This window comes from Klebsiella sp. Ech2A, from assembly GCF_030078455.1.
In the GTDB taxonomy this organism is placed as follows: Bacteria; Pseudomonadota; Gammaproteobacteria; order Enterobacterales; family Enterobacteriaceae; genus Klebsiella; species Klebsiella terrigena.
Map to the genome: position 1 here is coordinate 1 of NZ_JAQGFU010000077.1, position 21,124 is coordinate 21,124.

Sequence of the window (21,124 nt, forward strand, 5' to 3'; positions counted from 1 at the left end):
CACGCGGAGGGCAGTTCCGCCAGCTCCAGGCCGACGAGCGCGGGGATCCCCATTGCGCGCGCCAGAATCGCGGTATGGGAGTTGGCTGAGCCCTGGCGGGTGACGATGCCGGCAATGCGCTGCCTGTCGAGCTGTACGGTCTCGCTGGGGGTCAGATCGTCGGCAAGAAGAATGGCCTCTCCGTCGGGCTGCTGTAGCCCGCAGGCCTGATGGCCGCAGAGAATGGCCACCAGTCTCCCGGCGACATCCCGCACGTCCGCGGCGCGCGCCTGGAAATAGGCATCGTCCATGGCGGCCAGCTGGTTGGCAAACAGTTCCCCGGCCTGCTCGACGGCCCAGGCGGCGCTGAGATTCTGCTCGCCGATCGCCTCGCGTATCTCCTGCTGGAAATCATCGTCCAGCAGCATCAGCTGATGAGCGGCGAATAGCTGGGCCGTTTCTTCTCCGGTCTCCGCTCGGACCTTATCCTCCAGCGCCTGCAGCTGTATCAGCGCGGTACTGCACGCGCGCTCCAGCTTCGCCAGTTCCTGCCGTGGGCTGTCGATGGTCTCCGGGCTGACCTGTGATTTTGCGGGCCGGTAGCACCAAATTTGTCCCCGTGCGATACCTGATGAAACGGCTTTACCTGCTACGATCTGCATGAACTTTCCTTAAGCCTTAATCAGAGATGCTGCTGGAAAAAGTCGTGCAGCGCGGCGATCGCCTGCTGCTCGTCCGGGCCGCTGGCGCTGATCGTCACCGTATCGCCGACCTTCACGTTCAGGCCCATGACGGTGAAGATTTTTTTCAGGCTGACCTGCCGATCGTCCCTGGCAATATGCAGGGTGGAGCTGTAGCCCAGCGCGAGCCGTACCAGCAGACCCGCCGGGCGAGCGTGGATGCCGAGATCGTCGCGGATAGTGTATTGAAATTGTTCCATTAACGTTTCCTGTCAAAAGGGTGGGCGGGGAGTTTTCGCTCAGGCTGTTACCGCTATCTGCGTGGTTCCAGCTCGCCTATACGCTTATCAAGGGTGCGAAAGATTTTTAGCAGATGGCGGCTCAGCAGCAGCTCGCTGTTAATGGTCATCAGCGTATCCTGCGCGTGGGTAAATAGCAGAGAGGGCGGGAAGACTTCCCCGTGGATTTCGCTCTGCACAATATCGGTCTGGCTGCCGTGGGCCGTTTTTATTTTCTGCTGGGCCTGGGTGATTTTCTCATCCGCCAGGGTAAACTGATTTTGTTCAATGGCGGAGAGCGCATCGGTAATCAAAGCGCGCGCATCGCCGGCATCCATAATGATATTCATTGCCGTACTATTAATCTTTTCTGTTTTATCCATCAGGTTTCTCACTATGCAGTTGAACTCTCCATCACCGTTATTTATTCGCTGCGGGTGGAGAAGGTAAATTAATTCTTGCTGCGGAGCAGTTCATCACAGGCTCCTGGGGAGCAACAAATAAATAATTTCCAGCCGGCAGGGAAGAATTTTACTTTGGCCGGCTTTTATAATAACCAGCTGTTTTTGAATCATTGACACGTTGACGATACGAGCGGTGATAGATAAACACGATGTGCCTGATTTTAATTTAATTGTGATGGGGGTCACGTTATTGGTTTATCATATGCATATTGTCGCCGTTTAATTTTAATTTCAGCGCCTGAAGTCCTGCCTTTAAAAAAACAGCATCCCCGGCTGGCAAATATCCTCGTTCATTGCTACTTTTTGTACAGGAGATGGCATTCCTCCTTTAACCGCCCGTTTGGCTGATGATGCCTACGCAATCTCGATCCTGACTCTATGAGTGTGGGTCCCTATTTGTGTAGGAGTCGTTATGCGTCACGCTACTTTAGTTCTTCATCCCGCTCAGCCAGCCCGTTTTTTACGGGGGCTCCTATGACTCAAATTTGGTTCCAGGCCGCGCTGTGGCTGGGCCTGGCGCTGGTCGCCACCCTGGCATCCATCTATCTGCGCATCGCCACCGCGCTTTCCGAAATTGTGGTCGGAACGATTGCCCAGCTGGTGATTGGCGCGCTGCTGGGGGCGACGATTCTGGCGGGAGACGCCAGCTGGGTGCAGTTTTTATCCGGGGCAGGAGCAATACTGTTAACCTTTCTTGCCGGCGCCGAGCTCGATCCCGCGGTATTCAGAAAGCAGTGGAAACAGGCGCTTATTGTCGGCCTGATCGGTTTTTTCCTTCCCTTTTTTCTCTGCTCAGCCCTGGCCTACTGGGGGCTGGCGTGGAGCCTTCCGGCAAGCTGGCTCGCGGGTATTGCCATGTCGACGACGTCGGTGGCGGTGGTATACGCCGTCATGCTGGAACTCGGCATTAATACCTCCGGATATGGAAAAATGGTGCTCGCCGCCTGCTTCGTTACCGATCTGGCGACGGTGATCGCCCTGGGGCTGATTTTCGCACCTTTTACGCTGAAGACCCTGGCCTTTACCGGCGCTATGGCGGCGGCCGCATTTCTGCTCCCCTGGCTGACGCCGCGATTTTTTAAACGCTTCGGCGAACGCCCCTCTGAGCTCGAGGCTAAATTTTTGATGCTCTGCCTGTTCGCGCTGGGAGGGCTGGCGACCTGGGCCGATAGCGAAGCCGTACTGCCGGCGTACCTGATTGGGATGGTGCTGGCGGGGACCGTAGGTAAGGATCACGCCCTTATCCGCCGCCTCAGAACCATGACGTTTGGGCTGCTGACGCCGTTCTACTTTATTCGCGCGGGCTCGCTGGTCTCTTTACCCGCTTTGGCGGGGGCGCCGGGAGCGTTTCTGCTGCTGCTGGCGGTGAAAATGGCCAGCAAGCTGGCGGGGGTTTATCCGCTCAGCCGATTCTATGGTTCATCGCATCAGGAGGGAATGTACACCACGCTGCTGATGTCAACCGGGCTCACGTTTGGCACCATCTCGGCCCTTTTTGGGCTGTCGCATCATCTGATCGACGAAGCGCAGTATTCATCGCTGGTCGCCGCCGTGATCGGCAGCGCGGTGGTCCCGACCCTGATTGCTAATGCCTTTTTCCTGCCGCGTCATCTCCTCCCTGAACAAGATCCTCATCGGATGAACGCAGATGACGTGGCGGAAAAAAAGAGCCAACGGCCCCATTGAGCTCCATCCACCGGGCCTGACGTGAAGAGGATAATATCGTGATGAATAACATACTGATTGCCTACGATGGTTCGGATCCGGCAAAAGAAGCGATGGATTTCGCCTTTGAACTTGCCCGCCATTTTAATAGCGAGCTGCACGTTATTGCCGTGTGTCAGCTGCCTGAGTTTGGCGGTGAAGTGGAAATGCAGGATTTCGTTAGCCGCACGCACGCTTATTTCAACCAGATGATGAGGAGTCTGAAAAAACAGTATCCGGAGCTGAAAAAGGAGACCCGGTTTCATGTTGCAATGGGACATCCGGCAGAACAAATTCTGCGCTATGCCGATGGTCATAGTATCGATCATATTGTCGTTGGGCTCCGGGGGAAAACGCAATTTTCCCGCTGGCTGCTGGGTTCCGTCGCCCGACAGGTTGTGGATCACGCCCGCTGTCCCGTGACGGTGATCCGCAAGTGATCGGCAATATTATTTTTTGTGGCGTTTTTTACGCGATATTCGCCGCGGTGACCATAACGCAAAAGCATAAACGCAAATAATGCCGAGAATGAAGAGAATCAACGCCATAACTAAATAACCCATGCTGGCCTCCCTTTGGTAACAGGATCAGTATAGCAGCATGCCATTTTTATTATCCGGCAGTTAGCCGGGGGAATGAAATGAGGCAGAGCCGTGGGGATATATCCGGAATAATAGCCTGGAGGGACGATGGAATTTATTAGCATATTATATGCCAGTCTTGACGGAAGCCAAAAACATCATCTTAGCATCCATGAGCCCGCGTGCTTCTCAGATCTTAATCTTGATAAAGTTGTGGGTGCGATAATCCATGGGCGGGAAGAGTACGATATAAAACCCTGCTTTTACTCTCCTCTCGAGTACCTGGAGGACATCTACTATCGCCAGGGGGTTATTCAGGATGTGGCTAATGAAAATCTCTATAACGCGCTTATGGAATATTCATCCAGCATGCAAAAAATCAGGGGGATCGCCGGGAAAAAGGAAAACCGCTACTACCACTATCAGCACAGGCGCTGGGAGCTGGAATGCATCCTGCTTTACTGCCAGGCGGTGGCGGCGCTGCGCGATCGGCTATGCGCACTGCCCCTGAGCTCCTGCGGGATGACGAATTTCAAAAACTATCTTATTCGCTACGTTGAAAGCGATGCTTTTACGCGGCTATCTGCCACGGCCCTAAAAATACACCATCAAATAGATACCATTCGCTATAGCCTGAAGATAAAAGGTGACACAATTAGCGTTTGCCGTTATGCCAATGAAATAAACTACAGCGATACCGTTCTCAACGTTTTCGCTAAGTTTAAACAGCGCGATGTACAGGATGAGGTGGATCTTAAAAGCCATGACGGCTATATGAACGATGTTGAAGCCAGGATCCTCGACCGCGTTGCCAGGCTTTTTCCGGCTATATTTTCCGGGCTTGATGGGGTTATCGAATCTAATCAAGAGTATCAGTGCCCTACGCTGGTGGTTTTTGAACGCGAAATCCAGTTTTATCTCGCCAGCATCGCCTACATCCGTAAATTCCAGCAGCGAGGGCTGGCGTTTTGTATCCCGCAGATCGATCGCCACAAAAAAGAGATCGCCGTTGCCGCCGCGTTTGATTTAGCGCTTGCGGATACCCTTTTGGAGAAAGAACGCACGGTGGTCTGCAACGATTTTCACCTGCAGGGGGGAGAACGTATTTTAGCGATCACCGGTCCTAACCAGGGCGGCAAGACCACTTTCGCCAGAATGGTGGGCCAGCTGCACTACTTTGCACTGCTGGGGCTGTATGTTCCGGCAAAGGAAGCGAATCTGTTTCTCACGGATAATATTTTCACGCATTTTGAAAAAAGTGAAAATATTCATAATCTGCGGGGGAAACTGCATGATGATCTGGTAAGAATAAAAGCGATACTCGATGCGGCCACCTCGCAAAGCCTCATTATCATGAATGAAATATTCACCTCAACGACATCCCACGATGCGATATATCTGGGTACCCGCATTATAGAAAAAATACTCAAGCTGGATGCATTTTGTCTCTGCGTGACGTTTATTGATGAGCTCAGCGGGCTGGATCGGGCCATTGTCAGCATGATGAGTACCGTTGAAAACGATAGCCAGGCGTCCAGAACCTATAAAATTATCAGGAAGCCCGCGGACGGCGTGGCCTGGTCGACAACGCTGGTTCAGAAATACGGGCTCACCCATGAGAAAATTAAAGCGAGGTTAAACGGATGAAAGCCTATCTGATGTATAAAGATGCGGACTTTATTGTGGACGATCTCTTTGCGGATAGCTTCAACGTCATGATGAAGGATCTGGACCTCAATGTGCTATTTCAGGCGCTTTCCGGCGGGGATGCGTTTTTATACTCGGTAGTCAAAAAGGCCTGCTCGCAGCTTCTTTCGGAGGTTCAGGATATTGAATACCGGCAGGCTATCCTCAGAGACTGTCTGTATAACCCGCAGGCGATCGGCGAATTTTATCAGGTCGTGGTGGAGTGTCTGGCAATGGAGAAGGAACATCTCCACTACGGCGTCTTCGGCCATTACCCTTCGGCGGTGCTGCATCAGTCGATTACCTTTACCCGCTTCCTGCTGGCAAACTTAAGAAAGATCCGCAGTATTGCGGAAAAAAATCTTTCTCATTTTGAATCTCCAGGAATGGCCCGACTATTTTCCATGCTTATTCAGGAGCTGAATGAGGCCTATCTCGGCGTTATCGAAGAGCATCTTAAACAGATGACCTTCAAAAAAGGGATATTAATGAGCGCGAGGCTCGGAGTGGGAAACAGGGGAGAGGAGTACATTCTCAGGCAATCCAATCCCCCGGCTCAGGGATGGTTGAGACGTTTTTTCGCCAAAAAACCGGAACGCTATACGGTTCAGATAGCCCCGCGTGATGAAAATGGTTTCCGGGCGCTCAGCGATTTACAGGATCGGGGGCTTGTACTGGTTGCCAGCGCGATGGCGCAGTCGACCGCGCATCTGCTCAATTTTTTCAAATCGCTGCGCGTCGAGCTCGGGTTCTATGTGTCCTGCATTAACCTTGCGCAGGCGCTTAATAAGCTCAATATGCCCCGCTGTTTTCCCGTGCCGATATACCGGCGAGAGCGCCATCTGGTTTTTGAATCACTGTACGACGTCTGCCTGGCGCTGGCGGCCGGCAAGAATATCGTCAGTAATACGTTAAAAACTGATAATAAAAATACGTTTATTATTACCGGCGCCAATCAGGGCGGGAAGTCCACTTTTTTGCGCAGTATTGGCCTGGCGCAGGTGATGATGCAGAGCGGAATGTTCGTCTGCGCAGAGTGTTTCTGTACCGATATCTGCAGGCAGATTTTCACCCACTACAAATGTGAAGAGGACAGCCACATGGTCAGCGGGAAGCTCGATGAAGAGCTCAGGCGGATGCGGGATATCATGAATCTTCTGCAGAAGGACGATCTGGTCTTATTTAATGAATCCTTTTCCGCCACCAATAGCAGGGAAGGCGCGGATATTATCAGAGGGATCGTCACCGCGCTGGCGGAAAGCCGGGTTAAGCTATTTTTTGTCACCCACAGCGCAGAATTTGCCTGCGCGTTTTATCAGGAGTATCACCAGGATACCCTCTACCTCTGCGCCGAAAGAGGCGACGATGGCGTCAGGACGTTCCGGATCGCGCAAGGCGCACCGCTGGATACCAGCTACGGGGAAGATCTCTTTCAGGCGGTTTTTACCCCTGATTGACCTGCTTCCCGGCGCTAAATAGCGGCACCGAGCGGGCTCTCCGTTCCAGGGACCGCGGAACGGAGAGATCTTCTCTATATTACCGTCATGACCAAAAAGCCGGCGGCGGTCATCAGCAGTGAACCAAAGACGTGCGCCAGCACCGAAATGACGGCCCACGAATAATTACCGTTCTGAAGCAGCACCACAACCTCGGCAGAGAAGGTGGAAAACGTCGTCATGCCGCCGCACAGCCCGGTGGTAATAAAAAACTTCCACGCCGGATCCAGATGCGGCTGTCTGACAAAAAAGGCCAGGGCGAGTCCGATAATAAAGCCGCCGATCAAATTAACCAGCAGGGTGCCCGGCGGCAGATTAGGAAAGGAGCCATTAAGACGCATGGAGAGCACCCAGCGGATCACGCAGCCCAGCGATCCGCCGATAACCACGGCGAATAATGATTTATACATAAAACCTCACAGATGTACGGGACCGTCGGCGCTTACTCCAGAGGAGCGCCGCCGCGGATAGTTTCGTTTTCGTTAATTTCGTAAAGAACCGGGACCCCGCAGGGAATATGCAGGTTCATCACCTCATTTTCGTCGGTCTGCTCGAGGAACATCGTCAGCGCCCGCAGCATATTGGCGTGCCCAACGAGCAGCACCGTTTCCCCGCTGACCACGCGCGGGGCGACGACATGCTGCCAGTAGGGCAGAATTCTCCGCTGCGCCATCTCCAGGCTTTCTCCGGCAGGAAGATCTGCCAGTGCCACGTGGCGATAGCGCGCATCGCGGTGAAGGTGCCCCGGCTCCTCGGTCAGCGGCGGGGGGATGCCCCGATAGCTTCTGCGCCAGTGGTAAACCAGCTTCTCCCCCATCCGCTGGGCCGCTTCATCCTTATTCATGCCCTGAAGCGCGCCGTAGTGGCGTTCATTCAGCCGCCAGGATTTGTTCACCGGCAGCCATAGCTGATTCAGCGTATCCATAATCAGCCACAGCGAGTGTATGGCCCGGTTCAGAACGGAGGTACACGCTGAATCTATCTCTATACCCGAGCGTTTTATCAGCCTGGCCGCGTGCCGCGCTTCTTCTATTCCCTTGAGGGTCAGCGGGACGTCTGTCCAGCCGGTAAAAAGGTTCTGCTGATTCCAGATGCTTTCCCCGTGGCGTAATAAGATGATTTTTCCCATGACCAGCAACCCGTTAGTTGATGATAAATTTCCAGAATTACCCGGCATGCTGAAGCGACGACCTGCGCATTTATGCCGATTTGCTCAGGAGGTGGCGGGTCAGAAAATGGCCGCAGCTCCCGATAAACAAAGCAATGGCTGCCGCCGGGTAATCATCCGCCCGGGCAGCAAAAAAGAGGTCAGCAATCAGGAATACCAGCCAGGTACTCAGGATCCCGACGGCCGTCGACAGTAAAAGGATTTTTGGCTTCACGGCGGGCTTCCTTTATAGCCTCCCGCACCTGCGGTACGGGAGGGGGCACGGGGTTAGCGTTTTTTAAAGGCGGACTTACCCGCAAAGACGGCCGCATCGCCCAGCTCATCTTCAATTCGCATCAGCTGATTGTATTTCTCAATCCGCTCTCCGCGGCTGGGGGCGCCGGTTTTCAGGTGCCCGGCGCGAAGCCCTACGGTCATATCCGCAATAAAGCTGTCCACGGTTTCCCCGCTGCGGTGCGATATAAAGGTCCCCCAGCCGTGGTCCTGACACAGCTGCACGGCCTCAATCGTTTCGCTCAGGGTGCCTATCTGATTGAGCTTAATCAGCGCCGCGTTGGCCAGATCTTCATCAATGCCGCGCCGGATATATTTCACGTTGGTCACAAAAATATCGTCACCAACCAGCTCGATTTCATCGCTGAGCGCATCGCTAAGGATTTTCCAGCCGGCCCAGTCGTCCTCCGCGAGGCCATCTTCAATCAGGACGATCGGGAACTCGCCCACCAGCTGCTCATAGTAACGAGTCATCTCCTCGGCGCTGAGGCGGGCATTTTCCGTGCGCAGGGCGTATTTTCCATCTTTATAAAACTCGCTGGATGCCGGATCCACGCAGATCGCGATATCTTCGCCAGGCCGGTAGCCGGCTCTTTTAATGGCTTCAACAATCAGCTCCAGCGGCTGCCGGTTGGAGGAGACCACCGGCGCAAATCCCCCCTCGTCACCCACGCCGGTGGAGAGGCCTTTTTCAAGTAAAACCTGACGCAGATTCTGATACACCTCGCTGCCCCAGCGAATAGCCTCGCGCACGGAGGAGGCTCCCCAGGGCGCAATCATAAACTCCTGAAAGTCGGCGCCCTGCCAGCGGGCGTGGACCCCGCCGTTAATGATATTCATGCACGGGACCGGAAGCAGATTAGCGCCGACGCCGCCCAGATACCGGTACAGCGGGATGTCGGAGAGCTGCGCGGCGAGACGAGCCACGGCCAGCGAGACGCCGAGGATGGCGTTGGCGCCTATCCGGCCCTTATTTTCCGTCCCGTCCAGGGCAATCAGGCGGCTATCGATATCCTTCTGCCGGCGGATGTCGTAGCCCTGCAGAGCATCGTGAATTTCCGTATTGATGCTGTGAACGGCATCCAGCACTCCCTTGCCGCCAAAACGCTGCCCGTCGCCGTCGCGACGCTCAATCGCCTCACGGGATCCGGTGCTGGCGCCGGAAGGCACCGACGCTCGCGCCGTGCGCCCGCCGGCAGCGGTCACTTCCACTTCTACGGTCGGATTACCCCGGGAGTCCAGAATTTCTCTGGCAATTACGCGTTCGATTTCATAGCTCATACAATGACCTTATTTTACGGAACAGGGATATGTTTAATCAGTACATCAACGGAGAGATGGTTGATAAATTCAAAAGAGAACGAGGAGTACACCCCGAACAGGCGGTTTTTATGCCCCAGCATGACCAGGTCGATATCCTCATGCTGCACTACGGCCTCAACGTCTCTGAAACGATGAATACTGACGATGGATCTGACTTTAATATCAATACTGCAGGACTCCACCAGGCGGCTCAGCATCGCCTTCGCGTCGATAATCTCGCGCGACTGGCGGTCCTTGATGAGTGAATCGCTGGTGTAATCCATCTCCCGATAATCAGCGCTGAGATGGCCTACGGTGATGCGGGTTGCCATCTCTTTTGCCAGCCGTTCAGCATGCTGGAGCAGCAGCAGTCCGTCGGTTTCATTCTGAACAAGTAACAGTGCATGCCGGTAGATGTGCATAGCTCACCTTTTAGTCGAAGCGAAACGAAGGAGCATCGAGGGAAGAACGTCTTTTTCCTGCCGCGGCGCGTCGGATTGATGCAGTACGCATGGGGTAGTCGGGGGAATGTCCCCAGGGTAAGAGGGTCTGGCGGTATGGCTGAGCCTGCGAGCCATCGTCGGCGCGCGGCAGATAGCATTGCCGTCAGGATGGCCGTCGCCAAAAACGCCAACAGGAGATACGCTTTCAGATGAGAAAGTAACGGGAAGTGCAGAAAAATCAATGACGTTTTGCATAGCAACACCTGACATACATGCCTAAAAGGAAACAGCAACAGTTGTATATCAGGCGTCATCATCCGGTTCGACAGAACCGGCGGTTGGGAAAGGTGGAACACCATCACCTTGTAAATTGAGCTTATATGACGATTTTCGCGAAATCAATATTTATTGATGCAGATGGGGTGGTTTTTCTTCCGCCGCGCTGGTGAAACGAACGCCGTTTTTTACGCGGGATTGAGTTTGTTCTCATTCTGTAACCTTTAATAAAAATGAGGTCCGCGGCACCCGGAAGGAGAGAGAATGATATTCATATCCGCGCTTTAAATAGTGACATAACTTTTATGGCGTTAATTTTTGTGCCATCAATAAGCCCGCTGAGGCTATTTTTCTCCACATCTCCCGCTGCTTCTTGCTCATATTACTGGCGGAGCCTGCGGGTCAGAGATGCTTGTGGCAAGAGCGGTAGCTATGGGTTACATTGTGATTAACACATTTTCACATTTTTCTCCGTCGCGCTGTTAATGCATACAGCTACGCCGTTGGGTTGGTTTATATGGATAACATAATGTTAACTGATATTTCATATCGTCATTTCGTTGAAAATGTGAAAGATTATGCTATCTACATGCTGGAACAGGATGGCACGATTGCCAGCTGGAATGAAGGGGCGCGCCGGGCTAAGGGCTACACCAGCGAAGAGATTATTGGCCGCAACTTCAGCACATTTTATAGCGAAGGCGAGCAGCAATCAGGGGAGCCGGCGAGAAACCTGGCGCTCGCCCTGAAAACCGGCAAATTCGAAGGGGAAGGGTGGCGCTACAGAAAGGACGGTTCGTCATTTTGGGCGCACGTAGTAATAGACGCTATCCGCAATGACGACGGGACTTTACTGGGTTTCGCCAAAATAACCCGGGATATTACCGAACATAAGGAAGTGATTGATAAGCTCTCGTGGATGGCGCGGTATGATTCTCTGACCGGGCTACCTAATCGGGTGGCGTTTTTTGCGTTTGTCGAAGGATTGATCGCGGGTAATAACTATGCGCAGCTGGCTATTTTTACTATAGACCTTGATAAGTTCAAGGAAATAAATGACGTTGAGGGCCATCTTATTGGCGATCTCCTGCTGCAAAGAGTTTCGGCAAATGTCGCTAAAATGGTCAAGAACGATGAGCTGGTGGCCCGGTTTGGTGGCGATGAGTTTGTGGCGGTAAAGCCGTTTGAGTCCGCTGAAGAACTCGATCTCTTTATCGAGAAGCTGCAGGGGTGCTTTAGCGGAATACATGATTTTGCCACTACGTCGGTTTCCGTCATTGCGAGCATCGGCTTTTCTGTTTTTCCTCGCGACGGTTCCGATCTTAATACCTTAATCAGCAACTCCGATTTGGCGATGTATCGTGCCAAATCTGATATCGACAATAAGGTGTGCCGCTACGAGCCTGAGATGGACGAGCGAACGCGTAAGCGCAATCAAATGATTTCGGATATCAGGCAGGGGATCAAGGAGGACCAGTTTTATCTGCATTATCAAGAAAAGCGCTCGATCTCCGGAAAGCAGGTGACGGGATATGAGGCTTTACTCCGCTGGCAGCACCCCGAACTCGGGCTGATATACCCTGACGAATTTATTCCCCTGGCGGAAGAGAGCGCGACGATTATACCGCTGGGCTATTGGGTATTAGAGCAGGTATGTCGTGAAGCGCTGGTGAATAAAATTCACAAGAAGGTTTCGGTAAATATCTCCCCGGTGCAGCTGCGCCATCGCCATTTTATAGACAACGTCCGCGGAATTTTAATGAGAACCTGTTTCCCGGTTAGCCTCCTTGAATTCGAGGTCACGGAGACGGCGTTTATTGTCGATAAAAAGCTGGTGTTTAACGTTCTCAATCAAATAAAAAACATGGGGATCAGTATCGCCCTCGATGATTTTGGAACCGGCTACTCCTCCATAAGCATGCTGCGTGAATTCCATTTTGACCTCATCAAAATGGACCGCAGTTTTCTGCAAAACATTGAGAACGACACCGAGGTTCGCTCCTTCGTGAGGGCGGTTATCTCGCTCAGTAAATCGATTAATACCCCGCTGATTGCCGAGGGCGTTGAGACCCTGGAGCAGCTGAAAATCCTGGAAGACGAAGGCTGCAACGAGGTGCAGGGCTTTCTTTTTGGCAAGCCGACGATCATTGGACAATTAAAAAAGTAGCCTCTCAGGCCCTTCATCGCTACGCCGTAAGCGGGCCGAGAGGCCTGCCTGCCGGCTGAAAGCCGGCTTCCGCTGCGGCTCACTCAGTCAATAAAACCTCTGAATGACACACCTCCGCGCCCCCGATGGGGCAAGCGCGAGAGCATTGACATTGAATCTACCAACTAGTAGGTTTGTTTTTTGCCGATCGCAAAATCACCCGCCGATTATGGCCGATGCGCGTCGGTTGATTAACGCAAGCCTCGGCCTTTAAAGCGGCTGGCGGCCATTAGAGTTTTCCTGCGGGAATTGCTTTTCGCGTTTTTGTTTGTGGGTTCAATGTTAATAGTGTGAGCGAAAATATGACAACCTCTTCACTTTCCGCTGGCCAGAAAATAGCGCGCCTGCTGCTGGTGGGCCTTATCCCTTTAGGCGTGATACTGCTCTTTCTGTGGGCAGGCGGCTGGCTGGCGCCGAACCGCCTCAGCGCAGACAAGCTGGTGACGGTTCTGCAAAAATCGGGCGGCGAGCACCCGGGCTTTCGTCGCAATCATGCCAAAGGCGTATGCGTTGTGGGCCGTTTTATCTCTAACGGCAACGCCAGCGCGCTGTCGCGTGCGGCGCTGTTCGCCGCCGGAGAAACCCCGGTAACGGGCCGCTTTGCCATCGCCGGTGGCAACCCCAACGCGCCGGATTATGCCGTTCCCGTGCGCAGCATGGCGCTGGAGTTCAGGCAGGGTAACGGGGAGCAGTGGCGCACGGGAATGAACGCCATGCCGCTGTTCCCGGTCTCCACCGTGGAGGAGTTCTACGAACTGCAAACCGTCACCTTGCCCGACCCGGCAACCGGCAAGCCTGACCCTGAGAGACTGAAGGCGTTTGTCGGCTCGCACCCTCAGCTGCAGCGCTATCTGGCCTGGGCAAAGCAGTACGTCCCCTCGTCCAGCTGGGCGAGCGATCGCTATAACAGCCTGAATGCGTTTCGCTTTATTGATAAGGCCGGGGCCGAGCACCTGGTTCGCTGGAGCATGGTGCCGCGTACCGGCTATCAGCCCCTTAGCGAGGCGGATAAAAGCGATAAGGATTTCCTGCAGCACGATATCACGCAGCGCCTGGCTCAGGGGCCGCTGCGCTGGGATCTGCTGATTACCGTCGCCCAACCGGGGGATGCAGGTAACGATGCGGCTAAGCTCTGGCCTGACGATCGCCAAACCATCAATGCCGGTACGCTCGAGCTGGTGAGCGCCACCGCGCAGGAGGGTGGCCCCTGCAACGATATCAACTACGATCCGCTGATCCTGCCGTCCGGGATCGCCGCCTCGGACGATCCTCTACTCAACGCGCGGTCGTCGGCCTACGCCAAATCGTATAACGCGCGTACCCGCGAACAGTCCCAACGGTCAGGAGCCCACTTATGAAACAGGTAACCCATTTTCATCCGGCGCTCCGCTGGCTGCACTGGCTGATGGCCGCGGCAATCGTGGCGATGCTGTTTATTGGCGTGGCGATGGTGTCCACGGTTTCGTCCCTGCACGCGCTGCTGGTGTCCATTCACAAGCCGCTGGGCCTGATGATCCTGCTGCTGGTGGTGGTGCGGCTGTGGCTGCGCTTTTACACCGCGGTGCCGCCTCTGCCGGGCAGCATACCCGTCTGGCAGCGGCGGCTGGCCCATCTTTCGCACTGGATGCTGTACGCCATGATGCTCCTCCAGCCGCTGGTCGGCTGGGCGATGCAGTCGGCCGCGGGGTATCCGGTTACCGTCGGCGGGGGATTTGTATTACCGCCTCTCGCGCCGGTGAATAATGACTGGTATGCGCTCCTGCGCCCGCTGCACTCTGCGGTTGCGCTGCTGCTATTTATCACCGTAATGCTGCATCTGGCCGCCGCGCTATTTCATGCTTTAGTGCGCCGCGACGGCGTCTTTGAAAGTATGTCCGGCGGCGGCAGGCAATAGCCCTGGCAAAAAATCCGTGCCGAATCATATCGGCACGGATGAGGGCTTAATCCGGGTTCATGGCGCGGAAAAGCGTATCAAACGTGCCCTCTTTCTCCGCCCAGCGGCGGCCTTTATCGCCGTCAAGCAGGATCTCGCCGTTCGGGTGCCGACGGTGCTCAATTAGCGCCATCGCCCTCGAGATATACTCCGCCAGCGGCATCGCCCTCGGGTCCACGGCCTGCGCGCTGCCCGTCAGCCCGGTCTGCACGTACGGCGGCGACAGCTCAAGAACCTCAACCGGGATATGTCGCATCTGATGACGTAACGAGACCAGCCACGAGTGCAGGAACGCCTTGCTGGCGCAGTAGGTTGGGAAGTCTGCCTTAGGCACGAATGCCAGCGCGGAGCTGGTTGCCATAAAGGTGGCGTCAGCCTGGCCCTGAATCAGCGGCAGGAAGGCCGCCGCGAAGCGGAGGGTGCCGAGTATGTTGGTCCTGACTATCTCCTCTGCGACGGACGTATTCCCGCCGTCGGTGAGGAAATTTTCGCTGCGCGAAATACCGGCGTTGGCGATCAGCACGTTGAGCTGCGGAAAGCGCGTTTTGACCTCTGAGGCCACGGCGGCAGGCATCGTCTCATCGTCCGTATCGAGCCTGAAGCCCGTCATTCCGGGATGCGCGCGGGTGATTTCATCGAGCAGGGCCTGGCTGCGCCCGGTGATGATGACCCGGTTGCCGCGCGCGTAAAACGCTTCGGCCAGCGCGCGGCCGATACCGCGGGTGGCGCCAGTAATCAGAATGGTGTTACCGCTAATATTCATAACATTGTCCTCTCCGGATAGAGCAGATGGAAAGGCGGCGAGGGGCTATCGGATCTGTTGTCGTCGCTGATAGCCGCCTGAGATGGGAACGTCGCCGCATAGATCCCCTATTCTCTGCTGAGACCCTGGGGTATCCGGGCGCGTTGGATGACGGTAACGCCTACGGCATTGTGGCAATGCCCGATGAGTATATTGACGCCCTCTGAGAGCGGCAAGCGAATTATCTGGCCAGCGACCCTCGGCTCGATCCCGGCGCCAGTTTGGGCGTTAGCAGGTCTACCTGTTGGTAGGTTTCCTGCCAACGCTCTGATAATATGCACCTTATTCAGTACGATATGCACATGCGGATCCGACTATGACGACTGAGCGTTCACCAAAAGCAAACGAGATTATTTCCTATACCCGACAGCTACTTACCTCCGGGGGCTACCAGAGCTTCAGCTTTGCCGATATCTCTGCAAAGGTGAATATTCGTAAGGCGAGCATTCATCACCACTTCCCGAGCAAGGCGGAGCTGGTGAAGGTGGTGGTCACCGAGTATCGGGAAGAGGCCCGGGCCGGAATGCAGGCGATGAGCCAGCAGATGAATGACCCGGTGGCGGAACTTCAGGCCTACGTCGACTACTGGGCAACCTGCATTCGCGAGGGCTCCTCGCCGTTTTGCATCTGCGCCATGCTTGCCGTTGAGCTGCCGACGCTGCCGGCGGAAGTGGCCCGCGAAGTGAGCGGTCATTTCGCCGATCTTAGCGAATGGCTGGCTACGTTGCTGCGCAGAGGGGAAAGCGAAAAGCGCCTGCACCTCCCCGTCAGCCCTGCGGATGAGGCGAGCCTGCTGATGGCCACGGTGCACGGCGCCATGCTGTCGGCGCGCGCCTTTAACGATGCGGATATTTTCCGCAGAATCGTGCAGCCGCTGATCGATAACATCGTGCTTCGCGCCTGATCGTTCGCGGAAAGTGCCGTCATGGCGCCGGCGAGCTATATAAGCGCAAAAAGTTTGATAACCGCCTCCATGGGCGGGCAGGCGGCGGAAAATTCGCCGCTGGTTTACGACAATAAGGATTAATAGCATGAAAACTATCGGCATTCTTGGCGGCATGTCCGCAGCTTCAACGCAAACTTACTATCGGCAGCTTTGTAACCTGACCCGGGCGCGTTTGGGCGGCCTGCACTCCCCGGAGCTGCTGATACGCTCCCTCGATTTTGCCACGATCGAGAAGCTGCAAATGGCGGGTGAGTGGGAGCAGGCTGGCGAGGTGCTGAACCGGGAAGCTAAAGCGCTTGAGCGCGGCGGCGCCGACTTTATCGTGCTGGCGACGAATACCATGCACAAGCTGGCCGGCCAGCTGATGACGGGGGTTTCGATCCCGCTGCTGCACATCGCCGACGCCACCGCCGCGGCTATCCGCCAGCAGGGATTGCGCGCGCCGGGACTGATGGCGACGGCCTTCACTATGGAACAATCCTTTTATACCGACCGCCTGGTCGCGGCCGGCCTGACGCCGATTATCCCGCAGAGCGCCGACCGGGCCACAACGCACCGGATCATCTATGACGAGCTGTGCTGCGATATTGTCACCAGTGAAAGCGAGGCGGCTTACGTCGGTATTGCGCAGCGGCTGGTTGAGGCCGGCGCCGACTCGCTGATTCTCGGCTGTACGGAAGTGGGGATGCTGCTTAACCAGGGCAATGTAACGGTGCCGGTGTTCGATACCACGCTTATCCACTGCGATGCTGCGCTGGCGATGGCCCTGGAAGAGCCGGTCGCCTGATCCTCAGCGTGCCGCCGCCGTTATTTCAGCGGCGGCAATCGCGGCGCCTGGGGGCGGCGGCGGGTTATTGATCCGCAAAAAGCGCGTTCATTTTGTCTGAATCATAATAGCCCCATATTTTTACGATTTTCTGGCGCTCAAGGCGCAGCACCCAGCAATATTGCATATTAAAATCCGCGCCGTTTTTACCCTTACCGCCGGTGGCGTGGAACTGCAGGCAGGCAAGATCGCCGTCAACGATCAGGCTATCGACGATCGGCACGGGCCATGACGCCAGCCGCTCATCCAGCCGTTTAAGCAGCCGCTGGCGGTAGTTTTCTTTTCCCCGGTAGCATCCGGCGATCGACGAGGTGCCCATCGCGTTGAATTCCAGATCGTCATCTAATGCGGCGATAAAGTTCTCTCCCCATCCCCGATCCGCGATCGAAAGAAACAGCGACGATAAAAGCTGGCGGTTCTCTTCACTCATGATCCTGCTCCGTAGCGGTTAATGGATTCTGGTATGTCGCTTTTAGAACGTCGGAGAGGCCTTGCGCCAGCAGCTGACGCGGAGCATCGCTCCCGTCAACGGGGAGTAGCGTCCTGCTGCGTATTTTCCAGCGTCCGTCGCGGCACTCAAGCTCCCAGCGGTTAACGACAACCCGATGGATGCGGTATCCGGTGGAGGTGCCGTGGTTAGCCATTTCCCGCGGCGCGCCTTCTTTATCCAGCTGCAAAAGCTGCAGATAGGAGGTGACCACCGCCGTATCGCCGCGCAGGTCGATAAGCGGTAATCCGGCAAAATGCGCCAGCCCGCCTTTGATAGCCACTTCGTGCTCCGGCCTGAGAATAAAGGCCGCAATCGCCTCCACGCCCTGCGCGCCGTCCAGCCCCGCGCCGCGGTTGAAAACGCCGTCCTCGGTATAGACGGACGCCGTATATTCAGCGAGCCCGCTGTCGGCGCTGGGCGGATGAGAAGCAATAAGTTCATAGATCGCTAATTTGGCTTCGATTATTCGCAGCCGTTGTTCGGTTGTCAGTTGATTTTCATTAGCCATACGGCGTCTCTTCCTGTTATTACAAACCTGATTGAAGCGGTATGACAATAATAATTGTTTTGTGCGACTGTATAATCGGCTACAAACTTAATGCAGTGATTAGCCAGATTTAATAAAGGAGCGACGGATGATAAGCCGCGCGCAGTTCCCTGCGCTTAATACCTTTGTGATGGTTGCCGAGAAGCTCAACTTCAGGGCCGTTGCGGACGCCCTGGGCGTCTCCGCATCCGCCGTCAGCCAGCAAATTAACGGCCTGGAGGAGCAGATGGGGCTGCGGCTTTTCAACCGAACCACGCGTTCCGTCAACCTCACCGAGGACGGCAGGGGGCTGTATCCCCAGGTCGCCCCGCTGCTGGAGAACCTTGCCGGCGCGCTGATGCAGGTGCAGTCCCGCAGCCGAATCATCAAGGGGCATATTCGTCTCCACGCCTTTCGCTCGGCGGCGGAAATGTTCCTCGACGGCAGGATCCCCGCTTTTCTTGCCGCTTTTCCCGACGTGCACATGGATATTGCCGTCCACGATTCTCCCGTCGATCTCATCGCCGGCGGGTACGATCTTTCGCTGCGCCTCGGGGAGGTGCTGGCGCCCGGATTAGTGGCGGTCCCCGTCGGCGGGCCGCTGCATCAGATAGTCGTGGCGGCGCCCTCCTGGCTGCAAACGCATGGCGGCATCGAGAGGCCAGAGGATTTAAGCCATCACAACTGCATCGGCTGGCGGTGGCCGGGCGCGGCGGTGCCGGAGCCCTGGCAGTTTTCTTATAACGGCCGGCTAAAAAATATTGCGGTGAGCGGGAATCTGGTGGTGGACGATCGCGAGCGCCAGTATCAGGCGGCCATCGCCGGCGTCGGGGTGGCTCAGGTTACCGCGGAGAGGGTGAGGCCGCACCTGCTTTCCGGCGCCCTGCAGCGCATTCTTAGCGCCTGGGAAACGGAATTCGCCGGATATTACCTGTGCTGGACGGCGGGGAGGGCGATGTCGCCGGCGATGAGGGCCTGTATCGACTGGCTACGCGATGAGCCGCAGAAACCTCAGGCCTCAGGCGGCTTTTATTCGGGCGGAGAACCTCAGGGAAAATTACTCTGAGGCCGGCGGCTCCTTGCCGAATTTTTCATGAAATCTGCGCACTATGCCGCCAAGATGCCAGTGCAGCTTCTCCTGCGCCTGCTGGTCCAGCCCCTGCTCCAACAGCCCAACGATGGTTTCATGATCGACCTGGGAGTTTTGAAACTCTTCCGGCGTTCTGGTCAGATGGTTGAGGAAGGCGCGGATGCGGTTGATGCTGGTTTTATAAAAGCCGATCAGCTCCCGGTTCTGGCTGGATTCAATAATCGCCATATGGAAAGCCGCGTCGGGGCGGCGATCCGCTTATCGACCCGATAATTTTTCGCGAGCCGGGCATGGGGCTCTTCCTGCTGCTGGCGCTGCTGTTCTACTCGATTGGCGTCTTTTCCCTGCTGTTCTCAATCTATTTGCAGAGCGCTTTGCATCAAAGCGTACTGCGGGCAGGCCTGATTTTTCTGCCGTTCGGCGTCGGTTTTTTGCTGGGCCCGCTGTCAACGCCGTTTGGCAGACGGATTGCCGGTCCTTACGTCAATCCCATCGGCATGGGGCTGGAAACGCTGGGTCTGCTCGGGTTTGCCGGGCTGATGATGACGACGGCGGACGGTATCCCGCCGGCGGCAGCTCCTCTGTCAGCGGCGCTGTTCATCATCGGCTTCGGTCAGGGGCTGGCGCTCCCGACGCTGCAGCTCAGCACCGCCCTTAGCGTGGCGATTATTGGCGGCATTTTTTATGCCGTACTGGGTTCACGCGGCGATCCTGGCGCCATCACCCACGCGTTTATCGTCGCCGTTCTGTGCATTGCCTGCTGCCTGGCGGCCGGGGCAGGGTTGAGTATCAGCCTCGCCCGGAAGTCGGCGGCTGCGCTGAAGCTTCGCAAATCGAACGCATGAGTCATCCCGGCCGCGCTTAGGCGAATCCTGCTGCTGCGCGGCTATTTCAAATCCCTTTAACAGAAGAGCATTATGAATACAGAGAATACGCAGGTTGTTGTCTATGTCAGCTACCAGGGCCGCGCGGAGGAACGTTTCGATCGGCAATACTATGTTGACGACCATCTTCCGCTGGTGATGAAGCTTTGGGAAAAATATGGCCTGGTCAGCGTGGCCGCCTTCTTCCCGCTGCGGGAGCAGCCGGGAACCCTGGCCATTTGCGAATGCATTTTCCGCGACGAGGCGGCGGTGACCGCGGTATTTTCCTCGCCGGAAGTCGCCGAAGTGATGGCGGACGTGCCGCTGTTTACCGATATCCACCCCGTGCGTATGCGGGCTCGTCCTCTTTGATTGCGTAACAACGATCGCGTGAATAAGCCGCCTGTGGAGCCGGTGGCGTTAATCTACGTTGCGGAAATATTCAGAGCCTTATGCAGGAGGCCATTTTCTTAGGCACAGGCCCAAAACCTGGAACTCCAGGCTCGCCGCCACTCGGTCAATTTATTTGATGCATTATGTTAAACAAACGATATTTATTCCCATCAGCGAATGCGTAAAGTAGACGTAAACCTCGGCAGGCGCTGATTTACGGCATCGCGGTTAATGCCGGCCTGCGGATAATTTCCCTGCAAACCAGGATCAATACGTCATGAAAAAGATTGGATTTTTGTCATTTGGCCACTGGACGCCGTCGGCGCAGTCCGCCACCCGCTCGGCGGCTGACGCGCTGCTGCAGTCCATCGATCTGGCGGTTGCCGCCGAAGAGCTGGGCGCGGACGGCGCCTATTTTCGGGTACATCATTTTGCCCGCCAGCTCAGCTCGCCGTTTCCTCTGCTGGCCGCGATAGGCGCGAAAACCAGCAGGATTGAAATCGGCACCGGCGTTATCGATATGCGCTATGAAAATCCGCTCTATATGGCCGAAGACGCGGGGGCGGCGGATCTGATCTCCGGCGGTCGCCTGCAGCTTGGCATCAGCCGCGGCTCTCCGGAGCAGGTGATTGACGGCTGGCGTCATTTTGGCTACGTGCCCGCCGACGGAGAAAACGAGTCAGACATGGCGCGTCGTCATACCGAAGTGCTGCTGGACG

At 55.8% G+C, this 21,124-nt stretch carries 25 protein-coding genes and 2 riboswitches; of the genes, 14 read left to right on the forward strand and 11 right to left on the reverse strand.

Annotation, left to right across the window (positions count from 1 at the left end; translation table 11 throughout):
- The 3 genes from PFH44_RS14940 to PFH44_RS14950 all read right to left on the reverse strand — a co-directional run.
- On the reverse strand, positions 1–641 hold a 641-nt coding region (locus PFH44_RS14940; protein ID WP_283825378.1), incomplete at its 3' end, for a phosphoenolpyruvate-utilizing N-terminal domain-containing protein.
- 20 nt (positions 642–661) lie between these two features.
- Complete coding sequence (locus PFH44_RS14945; protein WP_045854721.1) at positions 662–919, reverse strand: HPr family phosphocarrier protein; 258 nt, start codon at positions 917–919, stop codon at positions 662–664.
- Between the two features lie 53 nt (positions 920–972).
- Positions 973–1,320 carry a PTS lactose/cellobiose transporter subunit IIA gene (locus PFH44_RS14950; protein ID WP_045854722.1) on the reverse strand — a complete coding sequence of 116 codons (348 nt, stop codon included), beginning with the start codon at positions 1,318–1,320 and terminating at the stop codon, positions 973–975.
- 382 nt (positions 1,321–1,702) lie between these two features.
- Positions 1,703–1,765: riboswitch (Fluoride riboswitch) on the forward strand.
- Positions 1,766–1,875: 110 nt separating this feature from the next.
- On the opposite strand from PFH44_RS14950, the gene PFH44_RS14955 reads away from it, so the two are divergent.
- The 4 genes from PFH44_RS14955 (at position 1,876) to PFH44_RS14970 (ending at position 6,829) form a co-directional block, all read left to right on the forward strand.
- Entirely contained in the window at positions 1,876–3,087 is a 1,212-nt protein-coding gene (locus tag PFH44_RS14955) for a cation:proton antiporter (RefSeq protein WP_283825379.1), read from the forward strand.
- Positions 3,088–3,128: 41 nt separating this feature from the next.
- Positions 3,129–3,545, forward strand: a complete 417-nt coding sequence (locus tag PFH44_RS14960) for a universal stress protein (protein WP_283825396.1) — start codon at positions 3,129–3,131, stop codon at positions 3,543–3,545.
- Between the two features lie 612 nt (positions 3,546–4,157).
- The gene (locus PFH44_RS14965; protein ID WP_283825380.1) at positions 4,158–5,333 is read left to right on the forward strand and encodes a MutS-related protein; all 1,176 of its coding nucleotides are present in this window, start codon (positions 4,158–4,160) and stop codon (positions 5,331–5,333) included.
- Positions 5,330–6,829 carry a MutS-related protein gene (locus PFH44_RS14970; protein ID WP_283825381.1) on the forward strand — a complete coding sequence of 500 codons (1,500 nt, stop codon included), beginning with the start codon at positions 5,330–5,332 and terminating at the stop codon, positions 6,827–6,829. The genes PFH44_RS14965 and PFH44_RS14970 overlap by 4 nt, the downstream gene beginning before the upstream one ends.
- Positions 6,830–6,903: 74 nt before the next feature.
- Here the strand turns inward: PFH44_RS14970 and crcB are convergent, their stop codons facing one another.
- A complete protein-coding gene (gene crcB / locus PFH44_RS14975; RefSeq protein WP_045854727.1) occupies positions 6,904–7,278 on the reverse strand; it encodes a fluoride efflux transporter CrcB in 375 nt (124 codons plus the stop codon).
- Positions 7,279–7,310: 32 nt separating this feature from the next.
- On the reverse strand, positions 7,311–7,997 hold the full coding sequence (locus PFH44_RS14980) for a 2,3-bisphosphoglycerate-dependent phosphoglycerate mutase (protein ID WP_283825382.1): 687 nt from the start codon (positions 7,995–7,997) through the stop codon (positions 7,311–7,313).
- On the opposite strand from PFH44_RS14980, the gene PFH44_RS14985 reads away from it, so the two are divergent.
- A complete protein-coding gene (locus PFH44_RS14985; protein ID WP_283825383.1) occupies positions 7,996–8,232 on the forward strand; it encodes a hypothetical protein in 237 nt (78 codons plus the stop codon). The genes PFH44_RS14980 and PFH44_RS14985 overlap by 2 nt on opposite strands.
- A gap of 71 nt (positions 8,233–8,303) precedes the next feature.
- On the opposite strand, the gene eno is transcribed toward PFH44_RS14985, so the two are convergent.
- Complete coding sequence (gene eno / locus PFH44_RS14990) at positions 8,304–9,590, reverse strand: phosphopyruvate hydratase (protein ID WP_283825384.1); 1,287 nt, start codon at positions 9,588–9,590, stop codon at positions 8,304–8,306.
- A gap of 14 nt (positions 9,591–9,604) precedes the next feature.
- Positions 9,605–10,033 (reverse strand): adenine nucleotide alpha hydrolase family protein, encoded by a 429-nt coding sequence (locus PFH44_RS14995; protein ID WP_045854731.1) that lies wholly within the window; start codon positions 10,031–10,033, stop codon positions 9,605–9,607.
- 318 nt (positions 10,034–10,351) lie between these two features.
- Positions 10,352–10,426: riboswitch (Fluoride riboswitch) on the reverse strand.
- Between the two features lie 421 nt (positions 10,427–10,847).
- Here PFH44_RS14995 and PFH44_RS15000 point away from each other — a divergent pair.
- The 3 genes from PFH44_RS15000 to PFH44_RS15010 all read left to right on the forward strand — a co-directional run bounded on the left by PFH44_RS15000 (position 10,848) and on the right by PFH44_RS15010 (position 14,430).
- Positions 10,848–12,497: a putative bifunctional diguanylate cyclase/phosphodiesterase gene (locus PFH44_RS15000; RefSeq protein WP_283825397.1), complete on the forward strand. Its 1,650-nt coding sequence runs from the start codon at positions 10,848–10,850 to the stop codon at positions 12,495–12,497.
- A 341-nt stretch (positions 12,498–12,838) separates the two neighbouring features.
- Positions 12,839–13,894, forward strand: a complete 1,056-nt coding sequence (locus PFH44_RS15005; RefSeq protein ID WP_045854733.1) for a catalase family peroxidase — start codon at positions 12,839–12,841, stop codon at positions 13,892–13,894.
- The gene (locus tag PFH44_RS15010; protein WP_283825385.1) at positions 13,891–14,430 is read left to right on the forward strand and encodes a cytochrome b; all 540 of its coding nucleotides are present in this window, start codon (positions 13,891–13,893) and stop codon (positions 14,428–14,430) included. Before PFH44_RS15005 ends, PFH44_RS15010 begins: the two co-directional genes overlap by 4 nt.
- 46 nt (positions 14,431–14,476) lie before the next feature.
- Here PFH44_RS15010 and PFH44_RS15015 read toward each other — a convergent pair whose 3' ends face one another.
- A complete protein-coding gene (locus tag PFH44_RS15015) occupies positions 14,477–15,232 on the reverse strand; it encodes an SDR family oxidoreductase (protein ID WP_283825386.1) in 756 nt (251 codons plus the stop codon).
- Positions 15,233–15,587: 355 nt separating this feature from the next.
- Here PFH44_RS15015 and PFH44_RS15020 point away from each other — a divergent pair, with 355 nt between their 5' ends.
- Both PFH44_RS15020 and PFH44_RS15025 read left to right on the forward strand, forming a co-directional pair.
- The gene (locus PFH44_RS15020) at positions 15,588–16,175 is read left to right on the forward strand and encodes a TetR/AcrR family transcriptional regulator (RefSeq protein WP_283825387.1); all 588 of its coding nucleotides are present in this window, start codon (positions 15,588–15,590) and stop codon (positions 16,173–16,175) included.
- A gap of 127 nt (positions 16,176–16,302) precedes the next feature.
- Positions 16,303–17,004 (forward strand): aspartate/glutamate racemase family protein, encoded by a 702-nt coding sequence (locus tag PFH44_RS15025; RefSeq protein WP_045854738.1) that lies wholly within the window; start codon positions 16,303–16,305, stop codon positions 17,002–17,004.
- 64 nt (positions 17,005–17,068) lie between these two features.
- Here the strand turns inward: PFH44_RS15025 and PFH44_RS15030 are convergent, their stop codons facing one another.
- Positions 17,069–17,473 (reverse strand): nuclear transport factor 2 family protein, encoded by a 405-nt coding sequence (locus tag PFH44_RS15030; RefSeq protein WP_283825388.1) that lies wholly within the window; start codon positions 17,471–17,473, stop codon positions 17,069–17,071.
- Entirely contained in the window at positions 17,466–18,041 is a 576-nt protein-coding gene (locus PFH44_RS15035) for a nuclear transport factor 2 family protein (RefSeq protein WP_283825390.1), read from the reverse strand. The genes PFH44_RS15030 and PFH44_RS15035 overlap by 8 nt, the downstream gene beginning before the upstream one ends.
- 127 nt (positions 18,042–18,168) lie before the next feature.
- On the opposite strand from PFH44_RS15035, the gene PFH44_RS15040 reads away from it, so the two are divergent.
- On the forward strand, positions 18,169–19,125 hold the full coding sequence (locus PFH44_RS15040; protein ID WP_283825391.1) for a LysR family transcriptional regulator: 957 nt from the start codon (positions 18,169–18,171) through the stop codon (positions 19,123–19,125).
- Here the strand turns inward: PFH44_RS15040 and PFH44_RS15045 are convergent.
- Entirely contained in the window at positions 19,117–19,377 is a 261-nt protein-coding gene (locus PFH44_RS15045; RefSeq protein ID WP_283825392.1) for an FCD domain-containing protein, read from the reverse strand. The two genes, PFH44_RS15040 and PFH44_RS15045, sit on opposite strands and share 9 nt — an antisense overlap.
- 62 nt (positions 19,378–19,439) lie before the next feature.
- Between PFH44_RS15045 and PFH44_RS15050 the strand changes: the two genes are divergently transcribed.
- From PFH44_RS15050 to PFH44_RS15060, 3 genes are all read left to right on the forward strand, one after another.
- Positions 19,440–19,994 (forward strand): MFS transporter, encoded by a 555-nt coding sequence (locus PFH44_RS15050; protein ID WP_283825393.1) that lies wholly within the window; start codon positions 19,440–19,442, stop codon positions 19,992–19,994.
- Between the two features lie 72 nt (positions 19,995–20,066).
- Positions 20,067–20,384: an EthD family reductase gene (locus PFH44_RS15055; protein WP_283825394.1), complete on the forward strand. Its 318-nt coding sequence runs from the start codon at positions 20,067–20,069 to the stop codon at positions 20,382–20,384.
- Positions 20,385–20,682: 298 nt separating this feature from the next.
- A partial coding sequence (locus PFH44_RS15060) for an LLM class flavin-dependent oxidoreductase (RefSeq protein WP_283825395.1) occupies positions 20,683–21,124 on the forward strand: 442 nt, incomplete at its 3' end.